This window comes from Dictyobacter formicarum (assembly GCF_016587435.1).
On sequence record NZ_BNJJ01000014.1, the window covers coordinates 208,689 to 230,907 of the forward strand.

Here is a 22,219-nt window from a genome sequence, read left to right on the forward strand (position 1 = left end):
AAAGGCAGAAGAAGAGGGAGGCTCGTAACGAACGTCCCTGTTCTTCCTTTTAGAGTTATTTTATTACTTTAGTCCAGCTTGAGAGGTAGTTCAAAACTAAAGGTGGTGCCCCGGGCTTCATCACTATTGTTGCCCTCCTCGTTATGGGGCTCCAGTTGTAATGTCCCGTGGTGGGCCTCAATGATAGATTTCGTGATAAATAGGCCCAGGCCAGAACCATGGCGCGAACGCGTGGCAGGCAGGCGCCCATAAGGGCGAAAGAGTTGACTGATGTCGGCTGATGGAATACTGGCTCCCTGGTTATGAACGCTGATCCGCACCCCCTTCTGGGTAGCACTCACTGTGACCGTAATAGTTGTTTTCTCATCCGAATACTTGATTGCATTATCCAACAGGTTGCCCAGCGCCTGTTGTAAACGACCGCCGTCCCAATGTCCAATGATCGGTATATCCGGAGCCGAAACGACAAACGTATGATAGGGTGCAATCGGGCGTAACTGTTCCACCATATCTTTGACCAGTTGTACAATATCGCAGTCCTCGCGGATTAACGAAAAATTGCCTGAGGCAAGATGAGAAGAGTCGAGCAGATCATTGACCATACGGCTCATACGCTGAGCCTGCCCAATGATAATACCGGTATTACGCTGAATAGCTGCATATTTCTTCTCAATTTGTTGTGCTGAGAACTGTGCGCCATCTTTGGGTGAAGCTGCATGACGCACAATCATCTGTGCGTAATTCATAATCGGCGAAAGTGGGCCGCGCAGATCGTGCGCGATCATCGCAGTTGACTGTTCCTTATGTGCCAGCTGATCTTGCAAGAGGAGGTTTTCCGCCCGTAAATCATCTATCTGCTGTTGTAATTCCTGAATAATTTGTTCCTGTGTTTTCTCGCCTTGAAGCTGCATGACCTCTGTCTCCTTGCAAGCGGCATGATTGTAGCCATTCTTAGGGATTGTGTAATACCAGTATACACTCGTATGACGCGCATCAGTTCGTGAATACCTATCTGATAGGAAAATTGGGTATGCATGTTATGACTTTTGGGAGAACAGGTGCATTCTATCTCCTCCTTTTGTAGAATATATCGTCACTTGTATGGCTTCTTCATAACTCGCCACCTGAGCAACTTGCTATGGTGATATTTATTTCCCCTTTTCCTGCCTGCACTTTGACTGATTTCACTTTAATGAGTTATAATGATCGTCATGCATATAAATAAAGAAAAAAAGTATCTTGACAGTGAGGCAGCTGTACAGGCGAACCACATCGCTGGCGAGACTGGAGCTGTACGCGATATGAACGGTCTGGGATCGGCCCTGGCTGCTCCCCAAAACATGGCACTGTATCAGGGTGCTGGTATCGTGGAGCAGGCCGCGATCCTCATTCAGCGCATCGCCCAGAACCATCCATTTATCGATGGCAATAAACGCGTAGCCTTTATTCTGGGGAGTACCTTTCTCATGATCAACGGCTATCAGATCCAATATAAGGACGAGCAGGAAGAGATGGCTCTGGCGTACACAATTGAGTCTATGGTGGCGGAAAAGAAATTTGAAGGTCTGGTGCAATGGCTGACAACGCACCTGGAGGCATGCGATGATAGCGCCATTTGGAGTGTGGAACAGATTATGCAGCAAGTAGCGGAGGAACACCCGAAGATCATCGCATACCTGGGATCGTAATAGTGGGAAAAACCATAGGAGATCTTGCGCACAATACATTTCATGTATGCCAATGGGACACAAATGTATCAAGAAAAGCGGAACCTTCGTAGGTGCTGGGCTTGCCCCAGCTTGCCACCCGCCGCAGCGTGGTGGCCCCGTGCCTTCGTCGTTTGGTTCCTGGTGGCGTGACACAGTACCCAAAGCGAAGGTTTCTTTTGGGCACCGCGTGGGCCAATGTGTTCATACCAAGAGGTACCTGATCGCTGGGATACGGGGCCCCACAAACGGTGGGGCAATCGAGGGCAAGCCTCGAACCTATACAATCGCTTTTATTGTCGCTTTTGCATATATAAAAAAACGCCCACGAGAAGGGGCGCATGTTCTGTTTGTGTTTGTTCTTTAGTTGGCGGGCAGGAGGTTGAGGTCGCGCAGCTCGTCTTGAGCAGCTTCACTGAATTTATGGATATCCAGTGTCTGATCGGCGTGCGAGATGAGGTGACGGATGCGCTCGGCGATGGATTGGCGCATATAGAAGTCAGATGTCAGGAGAAGTTCTCCAACCGCGATTTCGATTTGCTGGCGCTGAATAGCGGCAATGGCTGATTCTGCCATGATCTATTATCCTCTTTCTACATTACAAATGGCCATCAGACTCTGATGGCCATTGAACGTTTTTTATTGAGTGCTTATTTACTGGCGGCTGGCGCTTTTGAAGCGGAGGCGCCGTTAGATGAGCTGGAGCTTCCCTCTGAAGAAGAGCTACTATCGCTGCTGGTTTTACTTTCGCCATTGCCCTCGGCTTTTTTCGCATCTCCATTAGAAGGAGGCAACGTTTTTGTCTGGCTATAGTCGGTTTTATAGAAGCCCGAACCCTTAAAGACGACGCCAGCAGGGAAGAGGACACGACGGATGTGGTTGCCGCACTCTGGGCAAACTGTCAAAGGCTCATCGGTCATTTTCTGCCACGTTTCGAAGCGGTGGCTGCATGTCTGACAAAGATACTCGTACGTTGGCATATACCAATCACCTCTTAAAATTGCGTTGAACGCATTATACACATTGTACACACCAGCATGTCTGTGGACGGAGGGGTGATCTTTGATTATGCGATCACCTGTGTCCAGCACAAGTGGCCTGTGTGTTTTTGATGAGATATTATTTATTGCATAGAAAGAGGGCGACCGCTATAGCCGTCCTATTCAATAATAGTACAGTGAATCAGCCGGGTTGTCAATCAATTCCAGCGAGTGCTAGCACTCTTGGAGAGCGCCGGACTCCCATCTCCATAGGAGGCGCGTTGCTTGCGGACGGGCGCATACGCGCCCGAGCTTGTTTTTTTAGTATGTGATGCAGAACAGGTGAGGAGCACCTGTTCTGCATCACATACTAAAAAAATCTTTTGAGCGCTGAAGGCGCGGAGCGTCAGGGCCGGAGGCACGAAACGCATGTTTGCGCCACACACTAAAGGATGATTCAAAACCTCTCAGGTTATAAAACAAACGGTTATGGAAGTTTATTCCAGACGCCCGATGTACTCTTTCACCTTTTCAGCGGCATCGCGCGTCATACCATCGAGTGCGGTCAGATCTTCCAGGCTGGCGGCGCTGATAGCGCGCACCGAGCCAAAGTGTTTAAGCAAAGCCTGCTTGCGTTTGGGTCCGATACCAGGAATTTCATCCAGTACCGACTTAAAAGTGCGATTAGAGCGCAGCTTCTGGTGATATGAGAGGCCAAAACGATGGGCTTCATCGCGGATGCGCTGTAGCAAGTAGAGTCCCTGTGAGTTGCGCGGCAGGATAATTGGTTCAGGAGCATCTGGCGTATAGATCTCTTCAGCCGTATTGAGTTTGGTGTGCGAGCCCTCTTCTTTGGCCACGCCAATGACCGGTATATCTAGATTAAGCTCACGCATCACCTGCAAGGCCGCATTCAGTTGACCCCGACCGCCATCGATGATAACAAGGTCCGGCATGGCCCAATCGTGCTGCAGCGCCCCATTGCCACTATCCTGAATGATCTCGTCAACGGTTTCACCAATTGGTGAACTGATATCATCCATAGGGCTGCTGGGGATAGAAGAAGCATTGGCCACGGCCTTGCGGAAGCGGCGGCGCAACACCTCTTGATGGCTGGCATAATCGTTAGGACCCTCCACCTGCTTAATTTTAAAGCGGCGATATTCTTCTTTCTTGGGTCGGCCGGACTCAAAGACCACCATGGCGCCAACCGAGTTCGTGCCCTGGGTATTTGAGATATCATAGCACTCGATGCGCCGGGGTGACGTCTCCAGATTGATCGCCTTCTGGATCTCTTCCAGAGCAAACTGCGTCTTCTGGCTATCCGTTAGCCACTTGATGCGCTGCTGGTCCAGTACCTCTTTGGCGTTATTTTTCACCATATTGACCAGCTGTACTTTATCACCGCGTTTGGGAGTGATAATCGTCACGGCAGAGCTACCGCCGGTGGCGACCCCTTTGCGTTTCTCCCTGAGCCAGTTTTGAACTACCTGGCGATCGTCGGGCTCGACCTCAACGATGACTTCAGACGGTACATGGGGAGAGCTCTGGTAGAACTGCTGCATGAACGAGCCCATAACTTCACCAGGGCTACTATCGCGCGTGCCTTGCAGGATAAAGTATTCGCGTCCCACCAGTTTGCCAGCGCGGAAAAAGAATACCAGGGCACACGTCTCATCGTCGCCGCTGGCCAGTGCAATTACATCCTGGTCATCCTGGGCATCAGTATTGATGATGCGTTGCTTTTCCAGCACACGCTCAACCGCCTGAATACGATCGCGCAGGCGCGCCGCCTCCTCGAAATTCAACTCTTCAGCGGCCTTATCCATCTTAGCCTGAAGATCTTTTAAGACCTCGTCATGTTTCCCTTCGAGGAAGAGAATAACCTGTTTGATAATCGCGTTATATTCCTCGCGTGTCGTATAGGCCACGCAGGGCGCGGTACAGCGATGGATATAATACTGCGTGCAGGGGCGTGTCAGCAACTTCTGTTTCCAGCCCGCCGGCGGCTCGCCTTTGGCTGGCGGAGCCCAGGCGCTACCGTCATAGCGGCAGGTGCGGAAGGCAAAGAGTTTATTTAAAAGATCCAGCGTAGCATCAACGGCCCCCGAGTTCGTATAGGGTCCAAAATAGCGATTGCCATCATGATGGAAACTTCGTACCCGATAGACACGCGGAAAATCCTCAGTCAGTGCCACTTTGATATAGGGGTAGCTCTTGTCGTCCCGCAATAAGACATTATATTTGGGTCGATACTGTTTAATATAATTACTTTCCAGAACCAGAGCCTCGACCTCATTTTGCACGACGAGAAACTCGATGTCATCGATTTTAGACACCATGCTCCGATTTTTGGGACTATGGTCGGTTGATTCCAGGAAATAAGAACGTACCCGATTGTAGAGTGAGATGGCTTTTCCCACATAAATAATTGTGCCCTCAGCATCCTTCATCAGGTAAATGCCAGGTTTATGGGGAAGAGAATTGAGCACAGACTGAATTTTTTCGTTCATCAATCAAAAATCCTGGGAAACAAGATGCAAAAGTCTGACGGTGATACAGATGTGTGCCTTTATTATACCGCGTTGTAGGATTGGTGTCGATGCGCATAGTCGATAGTCGTATATACCACCCTTTGCATAGCCATAACTGCCCATCTGAGGTATACTGAAAGTGTGAATGTCTATCGAGTCATATAAACTAGGAAAGCATGAGCTGCATAGGAACCGCTGGCCACGTAGATCATGGCAAATCCACGCTGGTCAAAGCACTTACCGGTATTGATCCCGATCGTCTGACGGAAGAGAAAGAACGCGGCATGACCATTGATCTTGGTTTTGCCTGGTTAAAGTTGCCCGGCGGACAAGAGGTCAGTATTGTAGATGTTCCCGGCCATGAAAGTTTCATCAAAAATATGCTGGCCGGCGTTGGAGGAATTGACGCCGCAATGCTGGTTATTGCGGCCGATGAAGGCATCATGCCACAGACGCGCGAACACCTGGCAATTCTGGATCTTTTGCAGGTGCCGCGTGGAGTTGTTGTGCTCACCAAAGCGGATCTGGTAGATGAAGAGTGGCTGGAACTGGTCAGGGAAGAGATTACCGAATATCTGAAGCCAACAATTTTAGCCGGTGCGCCGATCCTTACGGTCTCGGCCTACACGGGGCAGGGTTTGCCAGAGCTGCTGACAACCCTGGAGACGCTACTGGAGACCACATCCACACGCAGAAATATTGGCCGCCCGCGGTTACCAATAGATAGAGTCTTTTCATTGACCGGATTTGGTACGATTGTCACGGGGACACTATTAGATGGTGGATTAAAAGTAGGGCAAGAAGTGGAAATTTTTCCCCTGGGTATAAAATCGCGCGTGCGTGGTTTGCAGATGCACAAACAACAGCTTGAGTCTGCACACCCTGGTAGCCGGGTGGCGCTAAACCTGGCCAATGTTGCTCGTACCGATCTAACACGTGGCAATGTGGTGGCCCTATCAGGTCAATTACAGCCAACGTTGCTTTTTGATGCTCGATTGCGTCTCCTTGCCGACAGTAGCCGCTCGCTCTTGCACAACACATCCGTTGATGTGTATACAGGCTCGCAAGAGATTCCTGCCCGTGTACGCCTGCTGGATACTGATGAGCTTCAACCCGGACAGAGTGCCTGGGTACAGATGCGCTTAAGCCGTCCTGCGGTAGTTGCGCGCCGTGACCGCTTCATTTTACGTATTCCATCTCCAGGTATGACTATTGGTGGCGGTGAAATTGTTGATGTCACACCACGCTATCATCGCCGTTTTCAAAAGCCCGTGTTGTCGACGCTGGTCCAACTTTTACAGGCCACGCCTGAAGAACTGGTCCTGGCCAGCCTGGAGCGCCGAACGCCAGCCAGAGCAGCAGGGACCACACAAGCGACACCCGGCCTGGCAGGTTATCTGCTCGAAGACATAGCGAAGCAGTCTAATTTAGCGCAGGATGTGACGCAACAGATACTAGAGTCGTTCTTATCAGAAGGAAGAGTGTATAAAGTTGGCGCCTACTGGTTTGCGCAAACCGTCTGGGATGCATTAACTGACGAGGCTCTCCGCCTGGTCAAGGAATTTCATCAGCAGTATCCATTGCGCAGCGGAATCTCCAAAGAGGAATGGCGTGCCCGCCTGGGTCTTCAATCCAGGATGGCAGCCGATGTTTTTTTTAGATTGCAGGAAAAAGGCCTGTTGGAGAGCGTGGAAACCAGAGGCGGAAATGAGCGCGTCGTTGGCTCGACACTTGCTCGAACCGGCGGTTTAATCAGAATACCTGGCTTTCAACCACATTTTACCGCCGTCCAGCAGCAACAGGTAGACCAACTACTACAGCTTTTTCAGGAGCATCCCTTCACGCCTCCTGTGCGTAGTGAAGCTGAGGCGATGGTAGGAACTAATGTGGTCAGTGCCTTGATTGAACAGGGCCAACTAGTAAAAATAGGTGATGGCATTCTGTTTTCCCACACCGCTTATCGTACAGCACTTTCAAAACTAGCGGCCTATATGCACGAACATGGTAAAATGACCGTGGCGGAGGCACGCGATGTGTTAGAAACAACTCGTAAGTATATTTTGCCTCTACTTGAACATATGGACGCTCTACGTATGACTCATCGTCTAGGAGACGAACGTACACCAGGTACTACCCACATTGGTAATCCAGCGGAATAAGCTCATGAATGGACCTATTACAATCGAACAGGAGCATATAAACACCTTCTCGACATGGGGAGAACTCCTACTTTCCTGTAGAGTGTTCCATTCTGACGTAGAATAAGTTAAAATAGTGGCGCAATGCGTTTTGCCTTCTTCCAGATTCCGGGAAGAGATCTTCTGGCAACTTAATGCTGGCGAGTCACATTGCGTCTCAGGTTGAGATATGCGTAAATCCTTGTTTGACACTCGATTGGATATCTTAGAACATCTGAGATAGTAGCATCCAAGGGAATAACCGCTCAGATGTTGCTGTGACAGCAAATAATTGTCCAACAAACAAGGGAGGGGCACTGTAAAAGGTCGCCCAACAGTGCGGAGAGCTATGCAAATCGAAGTTTTGGGTGAACGATACCAAATACAAGACCCTATCGGGCGCGGCGGTATGGCTACGATCTATCGGGGCCGTGATATGCGCATGGACCGGGCCGTAGCTATTAAGGTGTTGCGCGAAGTCTATAGTACCGACCCAAAGTTTGTGACGCGCTTTCAGCGAGAGGCGAAGGCTGCATCTTCGTTACAGCACCCTAATATTGTGCAGGTATACGATTATGGCCAGAGTGATGGCAATTATTTTATTGTCATGGAGATGGTCGAAGGTGCAGATCTACGCCGCTACCTGCGCTCGCGGGGCGTGCTCGCCATGGATCGGGCTGTCATTATCGCGCACGATGTCGCTCTTGGTCTGGGAGCGGCTCATCGTCGAGGGATTGTGCATCGCGATGTAAAACCACAGAATATTATGGTGGGACGCGATGGTTCTATTAAATTAACCGATTTCGGTATCGCCAGTGTGTATAAAGATATCAATGCTGAGCGTTTAACCACTACCGGCATGACACTGGGTACCGTACAATATTATGCTCCAGAGCAAGCGCAAGGTGAGATCGTCAGCCCTGCGGCCGATGTTTATGCGCTGGGTATCGTGATGTATGAAATGGTGACCGGTCGCACTCCATTTGATGGAGATACTCCGGTAGCTGTTGCCATGCAACATATTCAGGATGTCCCGATGCCGCCTAGCCAGTTAAATCCAAATATACCACCTGCGCTGGAAGAAATTATTTTGCGCTGCCTGGAAAAAATTCCTGAGATGCGTTTCCGGGATGGTAATATGCTGGCGCGGGCTCTGGAATTTCTGGGTGAAGGAGAGAGCGCAACCATACAGTCCGCCAATATACCGCCTGGCAATGGTTCAGGGCCTTACGCCGGCGCGGGGGCGGCGATAGTAGGTCAGGCGGCTGGCTCTCTCAATGGTGCGGCTCGGCCCGGGCAGCAGAATTCGTCGCCCAATCAGCAATTGGGTCCAGGTGTCGTGGACCCGAATGGTTCGACTGAGAATGGGGCCGCGACCGCCCTGCGTGCTGACCAGGCTTATATTCCTCCCTCGGTTGATCCAGAGGCAGCTACTACTGCGATGGACCCGCAACGTCCACTACCTATGAGTACCATGGGTGAGATGGAATCCGGGGCTACGCGACCTATTCAACGAGACTCTTTGGGTGGCCGGCCCGCGGGCATTGTGCGCGAACAGCGGGATAATCGCATGGCTGGTATTGTTACAGTACTCATCCTGGTGGCAACGGTCTTATTACTTGCTTTTAGCATTTATCTCGCCAGCCAGCTTCATTTCCTGCCATTTTCGCCGGGTCCTGGCAATGCCACACCAACTGTTGCCCAGGTTATTCAGGTACCTGACTTAAGGAACCTGAGCTACCAGGAGGCTAAAAAGCAGGTCGAAGCTAAAGGTTTTAAAATTTCAGCCAAAAACGGGATGACAACTGGAACTGTCACGCAACAATCGCCGGAACCGGGTACCTATGCCAGGCGCGGCTCTACCATCCTGGTAGAGCTATCGAAGGTGGTGCCCAGCGACCTGATTGGCATGTCATTGGATGATGCGAAGGCCAAACTGAATGCCCTGGGGATTCCATTTATTCCCAAGCAAGATGACCGCGACCCGCAAGATCCTAACCGTGATCCCAATACCATAACCCGCACCGATCCAGGTCCTGGTCAAACATTGAAAGATGGAGAAATCCTGACCCTGTATGTGACGAACTGGACTGGTGCTCCCTCGACGTCTCCGACGCAGGCACCCCAGCCGACGCAGGCACCCCAGCCGACGCCGACGACAGCGCCGCAACCGACGCCGACACCTAGACCGCAGCCGACTCCAACGCTAGCTCCGACGCCGACGCTGGCGCCGACTCCAACTCCGACTCCGTCTGGTATATTGCCAGGTGCAAATACATCACCTACACCAGGCTCATCGTAAACGTACGAATGGAGCACTACTTCAACAGAAGTAGTGCTCCATTCGTACGTTTAGCTGTATCATTATACTTTTAAGACAATAAAAAGTTTTATCGTTTTCTACAGACTTTCATTTTTTTTATAAATTCTAGTGAATAAGTGCTATTGCTGTATAAAGTATTTGGCATGCTGAAATGGAAAGTCGAAATATAGCTTATATATCTAAAGGCTATAGCTTGTCACGCGCACCTTGTCCCAACACATCCTGAACTTCAGACCAGCTCCGAAGAGATCAGACTGCAGCGCAATAGTTTGTGCCTGGCGTGGGCTGGAATTTCAGTCTTCAATAGAAAGATTCAGGACATGTTTATTCACTTCCATGATGCTCATAGGCTCTTATCCATTTTTTTTGAACCATTTAATGGTTGAGTCTATTTTACACATAAAACATATAGTATATGGTATACTCTATCGTATAATGACCTTGGTTATGGACAACGTGCTATACTGCAAGTAAAAGCATTTGATGTCTATCTGGCAAACAGAAGTAGACACATGAATGGTAATGACGAACAATGATAGGGCATCGCAGGGTTGGTGACCTCCAAATGTGTGGAGCTCCGCGCAGCGCGGCTGCCAACACTCAGTGTTTTAGACATTGCGTTCTGCTGGCCTAAAAGTTCAACAAAGGTGTCTATGTTTTCCTTCCTAAAAATGAAAACTTAAAAAGAACGAGGACGACCTATCATGATGAAATTAGACGGAGCAATATCACCAGAAAATACACTTTTTGTCCTGCTCTGTTTTGAAGGGCCTGATGTCTATTCTACCGCGGGTGGTCTGGGCACTCGTGTTTCCGAACTGAGCGAAGCACTGGCAACTCAGGGATATACCACTCATCTTATTTATATTGGTGATCCCTACAAGCCATCGGTCGAGCACCGCCTGGATGGGCGCTTGATTCTCAAACGCTGGTCACAATGGGTCAGTAAGTATTATCCCAATGGGGTTTATGATGGTGAGGAACAGAAGCTATACGATTATAATGAAAGTGTTCCTTACCATATTTTTAGTGAAATTGTGCGACCCGCGGTCGCTGAGGGTAAGACGGTTGTTATTCTGGGAGAAGACTGGCATACGGCTGAAGTGATGTGCCGTACCTCAGATCTTTTGCACTGGTTTGGTGTGCGTCAGAAGGTTTTAATGTTGTGGAACTTGAACAGCCTGATGTCTCTCCATCGTATCGATTGGGGGCGGTTGAATTTTGTTACCACGCTATGCACCGTCAGTAAATACATGAAGCACAAAATGTGGGAACTTGGCGTCAATCCCCTGGTAATTCCTAATGGTATTCCTACTCGTCACCTCAATCCAGTCAATCCGGAAGCGGTAGAGCGGTTACGCACCATCGCCCGCCGGGGCGATCCTAACCGCTTCTTCCTGTTCAAGATTGGACGTTTTGATCCCGATAAACGCTGGATCATGGCTATGGAGGCTGTAGCGCGTCTAAAAGATTCCGGCCATCCAGTGACCCTGTTTGTGCGCGGTGGTATTGAGCCGCATGGTGCCGATGTATTCCGCCATGCCTATCATCGTGGACTGCATATTCAAGATGTTGTAGCGCAGCGTCCAAATCTGCAACAGTGTCTGGATGCGATCGAGCAGGCTGGACCAGCGGACGTTTATAATTTGCGCTTCTTCTTACCCGAAGAATTTGTGCGCACCACCTATGCAGCTGCTGATGCTACGCTGGCTAATAGCGGGCATGAGCCCTTTGGTCTGGTTGCGCTTGAGGTGATGGCGGCCCAGGGCATCGCGGTCACCGGCTCAACTGGTGAAGACTATGCTGTCTCGTTTGAAAATGCCATTGTAACCGAAACCGATGACCCCGATGAAATCGTTGGCTATCTCCTCTATCTGCGCCGCCATCCAGAAAAACAGGAACAGATGCGCCAGGCCAGCCAGGTGACTGCACGACAGTTCTTGTGGGATCGCGTTATTGACAATATGGTGGGCAAACTTGAGTTCCTGGCGCGTAAGCAGAACATTGTTTTGCCTGCAAGCAGTATGATAGATGTAGAGACTGATGCTCATATACATGAGCAGGTGGCCCAGGAAGTAAGTGTTGTTTCCAATGCTAGCAGGTTCAAGGCATAGCAAGCAAGCAGTTTCAGCTAGCGAAGAAAAAATTTGCAGGCATTTTTACCATCTACCAATACGAGGTTGCTCGTTGTCGTATTGGCCCGGCGCGCATGCGTTTAGCGGGCCAATACGCTGCGGGAAGGTTATGTATGACATTATGCAGACCGACTCGCCTGGCGTTCAGGTCAGAGAAGAGAAAATAAGAGCACTTCAGCGTAGAAGATGATCAGCACAAATGGTGGAGAAGGTTTGTATGCCAAAGGATGGAGGATGACGAGTATGGTTGCGGATCTGGCTATCTACACTGTAGTTCATCAGCCTCGGCGTTTAAAGTTACCAGCGCAGCCTATTCCGCGCGGAGCTACGCCTGAGGAGATTGCCCACTGCCTCTTTGATGAACGGATGAATGAACGCTATTTTAGAAAAGTGGCGCAGTATAGCTATTATCCTGCGGCCCAGATGTTTTTAGATCTGGTGCGCCAGGGAATGAAACTTTCCATCGGGTTCTCACTCTCTTTTATACGTCAGGCGGTCGCCTGGGATGGAGCGTTGCTGGACCTTTTCCGGGAACTGGTGGCGCATGAAAATGTTGAATTGATAGGGGTAGAACCATATCATAGCTTCCTCTTTTTGCTGGATATGCCCGCTTTCGTCACTTTGATGCAGGATATGGTTCAGGAACTGGAGGTTATCTTTGGCAAGCGGCCGGTGATAACCGATACCACCGAGATGTGTATGTCGGCCTCGCTCTATGATGCGCTGGATATGGCGGGTTTCCAGGGCGCTCTGATGGACGGTCGCCCATGGGTCATGGGCTGGCGCGAGAGCACCCACCTCTATCGCAATGGCGATGAGGCTCCCTATGCCTTACCGATAGAGGGCAAACGTACACGCCGCTCTACTCGGAGGGCCGGAACTGCTCGGGGAGCCCTCAATAGCAGCCCCTATCTGTTGACGCGTCACCTGGAACTTAGTGATGATGTTGGCTATCGCTTCTCCAATCGAAATTGGGATGGGTATCCACTGTATGCGGACACCTATGCGAACTGGATTGCGCATACCTGGGGCGACATGCTGCTCCTGGGATGGGATTTCGAGACCTTTGGTGAGCATCATCGTCAGGATAGCGGTATTTTTGACTTTATGCGTGCGCTGCCGGGGGAGCTACAGCGGCGTGATGTGAGCACGTATACCGCCAGTGAAATTATCAAACGCCATCAAGAACAGCCCCATTATCTTCCTTTACCTGTATATCCCACTACCTGGGCTGGTAGCGGGGGGATGGAGTTCTTCCTGGGAAATGAAGCTCAGAAAACTATCCTCCAGTTAATGGGTGAGGTTTATGGCATGGCTCAGTTGACCGGCCATGATGATCTCATAGACCTGGCCATCTGGCTAACACAATCTGACAATCTGCACCTGATTCAGTGGTATGGAAAGAGTGGTCCTGAAGCGGAAGTATCCTCCTACTTTACCCCTTCTGAATGGTGGTCGTTAGGTCCCAATCGGGTTATATATGAGCAGCAGCAGGTATATATTAATGCGTTGCACGCCATGCAGCCCTATGTGCCTGCGCGACTGTGGCGTCAGCCTGATCGTAAGATCCAACGTCGCAAAGAACCTGTCGTCGAACGGGTACCAGAGCTCAGCTACGTCGCCCGCCACGCATAGCATGCAACATAGTAAAAGAAAAGTGCTCCAACGCCTTCAAGGCGTTGGAGCGCTTTTCTTTTACTGTAAGAGGTTAAGGTTCCATACACGCTTTTCTATGACTTTTGGCCTATGGTATGCGCAACGAATTGACGAGCTTCGGTTTATTTAGATAGACTCACAAATAGTAAAAGCAATGTGATAGAAAAAATATTTTGTATGAGGTAGGGTTTAATGCCACAATTTCACTCTCTGCGGTCTTTGAGTAGCAATGATGCCGAACCTTCAGGAGAGCACATACCTGGTGTTGCAATGACGATCCCAATGCCGGGGGGAGTTGCCACGTCGAAGTTCCAGACCGACGCTTTTCCGGGCCTGACCACCACTGAGCAGTCAGCCGCTATACAGTTAAGACAAACCGACAGCCATCCTCCAATCGTGTTGCAGAATGCACAGACCACGCAATCACTGGTGCTGGCGCTTCATGCCACCATGCAGCAGCCACAGGCGCAAGGGGTAAGACCACAAGTAGTTATCCCAGGAGGACGAAAACGACAACGCGATACCGAAGCTTTGCGCCTACAACAAGGTGGGCAGCATGGACTCAACCTGCATGTGCGCCATGGCCTGGTGATGCTGGCCACCTTTGGTGTACTGATGTTCACCATGCTTACCATGACTCCTCTTGGCAGTGGACAGAGTGGCGTTCCCCTGGTTGACGATGCCATCAAATGGGTACAGATCCAGCAGCAGGATTGGAACCTCGCGGTTGGCCGTGATGTTCCCGTAACCCAGCAACAGGCCAAACAGCAAACGAATCCAGTTGTTGTACCTGCCCCTCCACCCGCCACAAATTTGCCCAGAAGCCAGTATGTTGCTATTGCGCAGCAGGCCGCGGCCAAATATGGCATTAGCCCGGTTTATTTTGTACGCCAGATCAATCAGGAAAGCGGTTTTAATCCCTATGCCATGTCTCCCGTTGGAGCAGTAGGCATCGCACAGTTTCTGCCATCTACGGCAGCGAGTATGGGTGTTAACCCCTATGATCCTGTCGACGCCCTGTACGGAGCGGCCCGTATGATGGCCAACCTCTCGAATCAGTATGGTGGTGACTACGCCAAAGCTCTGGCCGCTTATAATGCTGGTCCTGGTAATGTAAATAATGCCATCGCCGCTGGTGGCGCTGCCTGGCTCTCATATTTGCCGGCTGAAACACAAAACTATGTCCGTATAATTATGGGCTAACCTGAGCAAATTGTTGCCGTGAAAATAGCAAGATCGCAACCCTACCTCATATGTGATCTTGCTATTTCTTTTGTGAGCAGGCGCGCTTGAATTTCTGTGTACATAGAGATATACTTTACAATAAGCAGCTATCATTTAGCGCATGGTATAGCAAAAATATTTACCAGCTAAGTGATGAATGTGCGCCGTTTCACGCCACCTTTAGCGCAGCACGGCAAGTCACCTACTATTAAGGATATAGTATTTCATGTCGGATATACATGTCCGTCAACGCAATGGCATTCTCTGGCTTATTCTTGACAGACATCCACGAAATATGTTGACCGCGGCGATGCTTGAGCAGCTCTCAGCAGCTTTGCTCAAGGCGCGCAACAAACCTCCACGTCTCATTGTTCTAACCGGAATGGGTGAGGAAGCATTCAGTGCCGGCTTAGATCTACCAGATGATTCTATCGCACACAATCAAACCCTCTTAGATACGGCTCACACCATCGAGCTCTCGCTGGAAGCTTTGCAGGCGCAGGGCATTCCAACTGTCGCCTTAATTAAGGGAGCCAGCTGGGGGGCTGGATGTGAGCTAGCGATCTTATGCGGCACCATTTTTGCGCGTGAGGATACTACGTTACTCCTGCCTTCCCGTGGTCACAGTCTTTTTCCTCGTGCATTGACAGAAGTGTTACCTGCTCTGGTTGGTAAGGCAGAGGCAGAGCACCTCTTAGAACGCTCTGAGCCCTTAAATGCGGCGGATGCGATGCAACTGGGACTTGTACACCAGATTCTGACTCCCAGGCGCTTTCTGCAAGACGCAGAAGAGCTTCTGACTATGCTGATCAGTGTAGCCTGAGTCTTTCCATCTAAACCCGGACATAAAAGGCGCTGACCCCTTGTTTGATCAAGCAAGGGGTCAGCGCCTTTCGCTGCCAGAACTTATCCGTTGGGATAGCTCATCTTCCAGGAAAAGTTGTAGTTTCCCAGGCGGCTCCGCTTGTTCGATTGAGCGGATTGCTATTTTTACGGCTGAGCGTAGGCGAGCTGGTTGACCCCTGTGAATGTGGGGCTAGATTGCCGCTGCTCTCAGCCGTATCTAGTTGGAAGTTCACGATACCAGTGCGAACCTCCTGGGCCATCTGACTTACCTGGCGCGCCATGGCATGCATTTCAGTGGCAAACTGGGTACTTTGCTTGACGACTTCCTGTACAGCTTCAACATTGGACAATGAGGGGGCTGTTTCGCCAGTCTGAGCTTTGAGTAAACGCGCCCTGGCCGTAATTTGCGACATCTCTTTATCGATTTCCTGGAATCCGCGGGTGGTATTTTGCTGTGAAATCTGCATCTCCTGCGCGATACGCTTATTCAGGCTATCCAGTAACTGGAGATCTTCGTTAAAATGGGTGCGTAGTTCGTCCACGCTCAGCTGACGTGCATTGACCATTTGCGGTAGTTTGGTGAGTCGACCGATCGTATTTGCCGACTGATCGGACATTTTCAGAATAGTACGGATACGCTGCAAGATCTCTTCATTGGAGACCTGGCGTAAGAGTTCGCGCGTCTGGCGCAATTGATTGAGCAGTTCTGTTTGCTGCCCATCGATGTTATCCGAGGAGGCGGGTTTGCCCTTTGGATCTGTGCTGCTGGCATCTACGATGAGGGGCGCTTTGCTCATGGTTTTGGCCTGAAGGAGGGCCTGCGTAAAACTTTCCGAGCGCTCTGTTTGCTGGTGAGCTATCACATCCAGTTGTTCGGCCGTTGTTTTTGTACGCTGCACAAAGCGGCGGAAGCGTCCAACGGTAAAGTTAAACGCATTGGCCAGCATACCAATAGGGTCATTGCTGACGGGCGCATTGATGCGCAGGTCACCGGCACTCACGACCCGCATATCGGTAAAGAGATGTTCGGCGGCATTGGTAAGCGCGTCACGTTGATTGCGTGTTTCATCCAGCAAGCCCACAATTGCTTCCAGCATCGCATTTACTGACCTCGACACATCCGCGATCTCATCGCGACCAATTACTTGCACGCGCCGATTAAGCTGTCCCTGTTCGACTGCCTGTGTTACATTACGTAACTGGCCCAGCCGGCGCACCAGGGTCCCTGAGATGACCAGGCCGATAATCAAAATCATAATGAAGGCAATGATCGATCCAATGATGGTAAAAATAACCTGATTTTGAAACTCAATGGTCTCGGCATTATTGATTGAATCCGTCAGACGCACATTAAACTGGATCAAGGCACGGAGAGCGCTGGCCGCATCACTATTCGTCAGTTCGATCTGCACCTGTTCCAGGTATTTTGCTTTTACTACATTGTCCTGGTCGAAATAGCGCATAATATCGTTCAAGGCAGCCTTATGCGTACTCCAGGTACGCTGTGCGCTACCTATCAGAATTGTTTGCTGGTGAATGAGCTGGTTTGATGAACCAGTGATATCCAGGATCGACTGCTGTTCCGCATGCCTGGCGAGCACATCATTATTGACATAAGTATTGAGTAGGCTATCATAGCGCGCAATCAAATTTTTTAGGGCTTCCTTTTCGCTTTGCAGCGTCTCATTTGAGGGCTGAGGAGTTTGCAGCAAGGCAAGGATAGACTGGGTCTCTGTTTTGATCAATTGTAAATATTGGCTACCGGTATTCAAATTGGTATTGGTCGATAAAATACTGCGATAGAACTCTGATTGTCGGCTTAAGGATTGGGAGCGCTGTAAGCCGGTGGCTCCGGTTACCAGGGCCGCAATCAGGGCAGCAGCCAGAAAGCCAAGTGTCAGGCGCGCGCCAATGGGTAGATCAATTAACAGTGTGCCCCCACGGCTAAATGAAGAGCGAATAGGATTATTTTTTCCGTTATAGGTTGCTGTGTTAGGCATGGATTTTTCCGATTTTGTATTCAATGCTGAAGTTAGCTTATGCATACGATTCACGGCGGCTGACCTCACTTTCGTGGAAGGACGAGAATGCAAGCGTTCCTTGATGTACTGGTTTCCCGGGAAGTGATTCTGCCTTATTCAGGTTCATTTCATCTATAGTGATATAGCTCAGCTGATGGGATTCCTGTTGCATGGTAGCACTGGTCATGAAGTTGAGGAATTCACTCATCAATGGAGTGTTATCTCCCAATGTGTACATGTGCTCATATGACCAGAAATTATACTTGCCATTACCAATGGTGGTTGCAGTTGGTTGAACATTGTCAATCGCAATAGCTTTCACGGTTGGCTTGAGGGCCGACAACGCGATGTAACCAATCGCTCCAGGTGTGGTGGCAACGGTATTGACAACTTGTTGTGTATCATCGACTTTGAGTGGTGTACCTATCTCATCGCCCCCGCCAAGAATGTATTTACGAAATGTGTCGCGGGTACCGGAAGTCGGTGGACGAATAATGGGATGGATTGGTTGGTCCATGCCTGCTTTGATTTGATTCCAGTTAGTAATTGTACCAGTCGAAAAAATATCAAGGATCTGTTCTTTAGAAAGGGACGTGATGTTGATGTCTGGATGAATAATCATCACGAATGGCGTAACGCAAATAATGTGATCCGTCATGTTAGGGTCCGGATAAATAGCTGGATCAGCATAGAGATCAGAATCCCCAATATCAGATTTTTTTTGAAAGACATTCAACAGACCGGTTTTGCTGCCGCCTCCGCTCACTGTAATATGGGACTCGGGATGCAGGGACATAAATTTTTGCGCCGCCGCAGTTACCAGAGGCTGAAGCGCTGTCGATCCGCTAATTTTGAGCTGCCCGTCAAACTGCTGTGCTTGCTGGCCTGGACCAGTGCATCCCGTCAGGAGCGCAGCAAAGCAAAGCAGCAGAGCGAAGCGGATAATGCCGCGCGCGACAGCCTGCGGCAGTGTGCAGGTTTTTCTTTTGCGTCGATTGGCATGGACGTTCAGTTGCATAAGAGTATCCTTTTGGATTATATATGTTTCCACCTGTTAAAGTGTATGTGTTTCTACTTAATATGGAATTTTTTATAATATATTGTCAATGTTCAAAAAATGAGCGTCAATCGCGAGTGGTGTTCTCCCTTTTTATGGGCCTTTTTTCATAAAAGGATGCAATGGGACTTCAGCCTCATTGTTGAGTGCCAGCTAGATTAAAAATTTGTCATTGCACCTCACATCGATTATGCAAGAGCTTGATTAAGCGATTGTTATATAAGTGTTAAATTAGCCTGAGGGCATAGTTAAAAAATGAGCCGGTGGGATGCTTTGTGAAGTGAGAATAAAAGGAACTTTTGTGATCAGGATAACGTCATAGTAGTGAGTAGCTATTCAATCAGTTACGGTTGATTGCAGAAAAGGAGTTCAACTATGTCAAATATGCAGATGCATTTTCATAAAAGTAAACAGACAGTAAATGTATTCGGTGTCGTGATGATTTTGCTTTTAGTTGTATTGGCGGCTTGTGGAAATAGTGATAGTAACAGTAGTACCGGTGGCAAATCAACTACTACTGGCGGTGCGCCAACGACTGCAAATCAACCTACGCCAATGCCAACCAGCATCCCGGGCTATGGTACTACCCAGGGATGCCCCAGTGATGTTGTGATCAGTAACGCTCCAAAGGCCAATCAGTCAGTGGCCTTGAAGAGTCAAACCGGGACGACGGTGACCACGCATAAAGGTGATGTTATTGAATTGCGCTTCCCATTCGGGAAAAAGTGGACGGGACCCAAGAGCGCGCCAGCTCAACTGGAAATGCAACAGCCCGCTGGCTACGCGTTAAAAAGCGATAAAGTTTGCGTCTGGCGTTTTACTGCCAGGAGTGCCGGCACGGCGGATCTTCATTTTACCAGCCGGGCACTATGCAAAGCTGGTATGATGTGTCCCATGTATGTGCTGGATGTGCCGGTGACGGTGACCGTAAAGTAGCTAACTTCATCATCGCTTCGTCTATTAGCGACAGCAAACTTGTGAACGTGCAGAAACAACTATTTCTGCACATTCTTTGTTTCTCTGGTATGTTCGTTTTTGTATGATATAGTTTTGGAGGATGTTTTAGCTGTCGCTCGCTATATTATACCCAGCTTTAATAAAAGAAGGATTATATATGGATGGAAATATTAATTGTTGTCCGCGTGCTGGTAGTTCTCCTCTTAATCGCGCTGTTGGTGATTTTTATTGCCAGGCGTTTTGCGGTCCCTTATACACTGGGATTGGTTCTGGTTGGCCTGCTGATTAGCCTGTTCGGGCATATAGAAGACTTTCACCTCTCGCCAGAGCTAGTGCTATTTGTTTTTTTGCCCCCATTAATATTTGAAGGTTCCTGGTCAATTTCGCTCAAATTGTTGCGCGAAAACTGGGTTCCGATTCTATTGCTGGCTGTGCCAGGACTCCTGCTTGAACTGGCGTTGATCGCGCTGCCCTTACATTTTTTTGCACATATGTCCTGGTCTGTGGCCTTGCTGCTGGCGGCCATTTTATCGCCAACCGATCCCGTGGCGGTGCTGGGATTGTTCAGGCAGCTCAAAGTCAATGAGCGTCTCTCGATTCTGATCGAGGGCGAAAGCCTTTTTAATGATGGTGTAGCGGGCGCGCTCTATCAAGTATTTCTGGCGATTGTCTTACTAGCAGTGCAAGGGCAGCAGGTGTCCCTGGGTACTGCCGTAATGCATGGCATCGGGGTATTTCTGTTGCAGGCAGGCGGAGGTGTGCTGGTAGGAGCCCTGTGTGGACTGGTGGTCAGCAGATGCGTCAAACAGGTCAATGATCACTTGATCGAGATGACCATGACGATCATCACCGCATATGGTGTCTACCTACTGGCTGATGCCATGCATATGTCTGGCATCCTGGCGGTGATCGTCGCCTCGCTGATTCTGAGCAATTACTGCGTGGAGCAAGGTATGTCTGAAGAGACGCGCCTGGTGGTGGATGCTTTTTGGAGCATGATCGCTTTTCTGGCCAATGCCCTGCTTTTCTTATTGGTTGGGGCGCAACTTAATCCGCTCGGCCTGTTAGCCATAGGAAAGCCTGTATACCTGTTGCTGGCTGCCAGTGTAGTAATAGCGGCGGTGCTGGTTGCACGTTATGTGATGATGTTGCTCTTACCACTGCCTTTTGTGGGTGAACTACGTAAGCGCCTGCACACCTGGCGTTTTATCCTGTTTTGGAGCGGTTTGCGAGGAGCCCTGTCACTCGCCTTGGCCCTGGCCCTACCTACCGAGGTTCCCAATCGCACGGCCTTAATTTTTTCCACGTATATGGTGGTATTATTTACCTTGTTAGTTCAGGGTTTTAGTATCCGGCCGATGCTACGCCGCATGCCTGGTTTACAATAAACTTTCCCCTCTGTTTTTGATTGCGCCGGTCATATAATTATTTGTTATGCAACAGTACTATAGAAATATAGTGAACACGCCTATTGACAAGTAGCTTCCATCTCTACTACAATCATGCGTAACTACAGTTACTTGGCCTACCAGGAAAGTAACTTCTGTAACACATAGATCTGGAGTATAAGATGGCGACACAATATTATTCTTCATTACAATCCCCGGTAATTGCCGGGGCATTCTCGCGGCGTACGGCTACATATATTCTTTCAACCTCCTCTCTTTTGCTCTGCTCCTCCATGCCTATGTCTATGTGTTGTCCTCACTGTTGCTAAGCACCATTAAACTCATCTCCGCTGTAAAGGCGCACCTAAAGCAATATAGGGCGCATATTGCAAGCAGTCTTTTGAAGTTTCCTGACGACATTTGTGTGTTGGGCTCTGCCGGTTGTTTTTTACTTTAAAACACTGACCGCTTGCTTTCCTCATTTACGGTCGAGATCATTTTTGCAGCTATAGATTTTTTATTACTAGCCTTTTTCAGGCTATTCAGCATAGAGTGAGGATTGTATCAGATGTTACAATACAATTTGCCAGTGCGGGTGGATAAGATAGATTCATTATCTGTCAATAAAGTTGCTAAAGGCCGAATTGATTTGATTGTATTACGCCATATGGCACGCCAGTTGCTTTTGACCCTGTTGACGATGGAACACCAGGCCAGCATGATGAATTTCCCGGTGGTTTATGAACTCAATGAGCGCCAGTTATGCCTGCATCGGATCGTTTTCTACCGTCCCGAGGCGCTGCATGCAGAAGAGACACTATCATTTGTGGGCTTTGTCAGTGGACGGCAGCCGACAAATGACCATACTTTGAATGAGGAACTTTTCCAGGTGGACCGGCAAATGCTTGAAAAGCTCAAGCATATTCCAGGCTTGCTGGCCTATTCATCTCTGGAACTGCGTCCCGGGCGCTGGTATAACCTGGTTATGATGCAGACCCTTGATGTGAAAGCGAATTTGAAGGGCATCGATATGCATCAGCATGCGGCCTATCACCTGGCTCCACGCACTTATGATTGGATTCGTATTCATAGTGGGATTTTTCCTGGAGGGCTATCAAAAAATGTCCCACAGTTGCTCAAGACCAAACATTATGCTTTTCAGCATGAGACGAACAATTTCCAGATGCATGAGTTTGTTTATTAACTGATAGACAA

The 22,219-nt window shown here is 49.4% G+C and carries 16 protein-coding genes; 10 read left to right on the forward strand and 6 right to left on the reverse strand.

Translation table 11 applies throughout. The annotated features are described in order from the left end of the window. Positions 1 to 68: 68 nt before the first annotated feature. Positions 69 to 911 carry a sensor histidine kinase gene (locus JMI88_RS24065; RefSeq protein WP_201364511.1) on the reverse strand — a complete coding sequence of 281 codons (843 nt, stop codon included), beginning with the start codon at positions 909 to 911 and terminating at the stop codon, positions 69 to 71. Positions 912 to 1,202: 291 nt separating this feature from the next. Here JMI88_RS24065 and JMI88_RS24070 point away from each other — a divergent pair, with 291 nt between their 5' ends. Further along, complete coding sequence (locus tag JMI88_RS24070) at positions 1,203 to 1,688, forward strand: type II toxin-antitoxin system death-on-curing family toxin (protein ID WP_201364512.1); 486 nt, start codon at positions 1,203 to 1,205, stop codon at positions 1,686 to 1,688. 381 nt (positions 1,689 to 2,069) lie between these two features. On the opposite strand, the gene JMI88_RS24075 is transcribed toward JMI88_RS24070, so the two are convergent. The 3 genes from JMI88_RS24075 to uvrC form a co-directional block, all read right to left on the reverse strand. Continuing rightward, positions 2,070 to 2,282, reverse strand: a complete 213-nt coding sequence (locus tag JMI88_RS24075) for a hypothetical protein (protein WP_201364513.1) — start codon at positions 2,280 to 2,282, stop codon at positions 2,070 to 2,072. A 74-nt stretch (positions 2,283 to 2,356) separates the two neighbouring features. After that, a complete protein-coding gene (locus JMI88_RS24080) occupies positions 2,357 to 2,686 on the reverse strand; it encodes an FmdB family zinc ribbon protein (protein WP_201364514.1) in 330 nt (109 codons plus the stop codon). A 497-nt stretch (positions 2,687 to 3,183) separates the two neighbouring features. Then, positions 3,184 to 5,199 (reverse strand): excinuclease ABC subunit UvrC, encoded by a 2,016-nt coding sequence (gene uvrC, locus JMI88_RS24085; RefSeq protein WP_201364515.1) that lies wholly within the window; start codon positions 5,197 to 5,199, stop codon positions 3,184 to 3,186. A 197-nt stretch (positions 5,200 to 5,396) separates the two neighbouring features. On the opposite strand from uvrC, the gene selB reads away from it, so the two are divergent. From selB to JMI88_RS24115, 6 genes are all read left to right on the forward strand, one after another. Further along, a complete protein-coding gene (gene selB / locus JMI88_RS24090) occupies positions 5,397 to 7,379 on the forward strand; it encodes a selenocysteine-specific translation elongation factor (protein ID WP_201364516.1) in 1,983 nt (660 codons plus the stop codon). A 367-nt stretch (positions 7,380 to 7,746) separates the two neighbouring features. After that, positions 7,747 to 9,699, forward strand: coding sequence for a protein kinase domain-containing protein (locus JMI88_RS24095; RefSeq protein ID WP_201364517.1), 1,953 nt, complete (start codon positions 7,747 to 7,749; stop codon positions 9,697 to 9,699). A gap of 725 nt (positions 9,700 to 10,424) precedes the next feature. Beyond that, positions 10,425 to 11,834, forward strand: a complete 1,410-nt coding sequence (locus tag JMI88_RS24100) for a glycosyltransferase family 4 protein (protein WP_201364518.1) — start codon at positions 10,425 to 10,427, stop codon at positions 11,832 to 11,834. A gap of 255 nt (positions 11,835 to 12,089) precedes the next feature. After that, the gene (locus JMI88_RS24105) at positions 12,090 to 13,490 is read left to right on the forward strand and encodes a glycoside hydrolase family 57 protein (protein WP_201364519.1); all 1,401 of its coding nucleotides are present in this window, start codon (positions 12,090 to 12,092) and stop codon (positions 13,488 to 13,490) included. Positions 13,491 to 13,703: 213 nt separating this feature from the next. Then, positions 13,704 to 14,714, forward strand: coding sequence for a lytic transglycosylase domain-containing protein (locus JMI88_RS24110; protein WP_201364520.1), 1,011 nt, complete (start codon positions 13,704 to 13,706; stop codon positions 14,712 to 14,714). A gap of 247 nt (positions 14,715 to 14,961) precedes the next feature. Then, positions 14,962 to 15,558 (forward strand): enoyl-CoA hydratase/isomerase family protein, encoded by a 597-nt coding sequence (locus JMI88_RS24115; RefSeq protein WP_201364521.1) that lies wholly within the window; start codon positions 14,962 to 14,964, stop codon positions 15,556 to 15,558. 100 nt (positions 15,559 to 15,658) lie between these two features. On the opposite strand, the gene JMI88_RS24120 is transcribed toward JMI88_RS24115, so the two are convergent. Together JMI88_RS24120 and JMI88_RS24125 are read right to left on the reverse strand one after the other, a co-directional pair. Further along, positions 15,659 to 17,581, reverse strand: a complete 1,923-nt coding sequence (locus tag JMI88_RS24120; RefSeq protein ID WP_201364522.1) for a HAMP domain-containing protein — start codon at positions 17,579 to 17,581, stop codon at positions 15,659 to 15,661. A 37-nt stretch (positions 17,582 to 17,618) separates the two neighbouring features. Beyond that, positions 17,619 to 18,620, reverse strand: coding sequence for a phosphate ABC transporter substrate-binding protein (locus JMI88_RS24125; protein WP_201364523.1), 1,002 nt, complete (start codon positions 18,618 to 18,620; stop codon positions 17,619 to 17,621). A 414-nt stretch (positions 18,621 to 19,034) separates the two neighbouring features. Here JMI88_RS24125 and JMI88_RS24130 point away from each other — a divergent pair, with 414 nt between their 5' ends. From JMI88_RS24130 to JMI88_RS24140, 3 genes are all read left to right on the forward strand, one after another. Then, the gene (locus JMI88_RS24130; RefSeq protein ID WP_201364524.1) at positions 19,035 to 19,595 is read left to right on the forward strand and encodes a hypothetical protein; all 561 of its coding nucleotides are present in this window, start codon (positions 19,035 to 19,037) and stop codon (positions 19,593 to 19,595) included. Between the two features lie 182 nt (positions 19,596 to 19,777). After that, positions 19,778 to 21,004: a cation:proton antiporter gene (locus JMI88_RS24135; RefSeq protein WP_201364525.1), complete on the forward strand. Its 1,227-nt coding sequence runs from the start codon at positions 19,778 to 19,780 to the stop codon at positions 21,002 to 21,004. 568 nt (positions 21,005 to 21,572) lie between these two features. Beyond that, entirely contained in the window at positions 21,573 to 22,208 is a 636-nt protein-coding gene (locus JMI88_RS24140; RefSeq protein ID WP_201364526.1) for a hypothetical protein, read from the forward strand. Positions 22,209 to 22,219 lie beyond the last annotated feature (11 nt).

Coding starts and splice junctions, on each gene's coding strand:
- JMI88_RS24120 (WP_201364522.1), bottom strand. CDS start 17,581: ATGCCTAACACAGCAACCTATAACGGAAAAAATAATCCTATTCGCTCT.
- JMI88_RS24080 (WP_201364514.1), bottom strand. CDS start 2,686: ATGCCAACGTACGAGTATCTTTGTCAGACATGCAGCCACCGCTTCGAA.
- uvrC (WP_201364515.1), bottom strand. CDS start 5,199: ATGAACGAAAAAATTCAGTCTGTGCTCAATTCTCTTCCCCATAAACCT.
- JMI88_RS24115 (WP_201364521.1), top strand. CDS start 14,962: ATGTCGGATATACATGTCCGTCAACGCAATGGCATTCTCTGGCTTATT.
- JMI88_RS24140 (WP_201364526.1), top strand. CDS start 21,573: ATGTTACAATACAATTTGCCAGTGCGGGTGGATAAGATAGATTCATTA.
- JMI88_RS24095 (WP_201364517.1), top strand. CDS start 7,747: ATGCAAATCGAAGTTTTGGGTGAACGATACCAAATACAAGACCCTATC.
- JMI88_RS24070 (WP_201364512.1), top strand. CDS start 1,203: ATGATCGTCATGCATATAAATAAAGAAAAAAAGTATCTTGACAGTGAG.
- JMI88_RS24125 (WP_201364523.1), bottom strand. CDS start 18,620: ATGCAACTGAACGTCCATGCCAATCGACGCAAAAGAAAAACCTGCACA.
- JMI88_RS24110 (WP_201364520.1), top strand. CDS start 13,704: ATGCCACAATTTCACTCTCTGCGGTCTTTGAGTAGCAATGATGCCGAA.
- JMI88_RS24130 (WP_201364524.1), top strand. CDS start 19,035: ATGTCAAATATGCAGATGCATTTTCATAAAAGTAAACAGACAGTAAAT.
- JMI88_RS24105 (WP_201364519.1), top strand. CDS start 12,090: ATGACGAGTATGGTTGCGGATCTGGCTATCTACACTGTAGTTCATCAG.
- JMI88_RS24065 (WP_201364511.1), bottom strand. CDS start 911: ATGCAGCTTCAAGGCGAGAAAACACAGGAACAAATTATTCAGGAATTA.
- selB (WP_201364516.1), top strand. CDS start 5,397: ATGAGCTGCATAGGAACCGCTGGCCACGTAGATCATGGCAAATCCACG.
- JMI88_RS24100 (WP_201364518.1), top strand. CDS start 10,425: ATGATGAAATTAGACGGAGCAATATCACCAGAAAATACACTTTTTGTC.
- JMI88_RS24135 (WP_201364525.1), top strand. CDS start 19,778: ATGGAAATATTAATTGTTGTCCGCGTGCTGGTAGTTCTCCTCTTAATC.
- JMI88_RS24075 (WP_201364513.1), bottom strand. CDS start 2,282: ATGGCAGAATCAGCCATTGCCGCTATTCAGCGCCAGCAAATCGAAATC.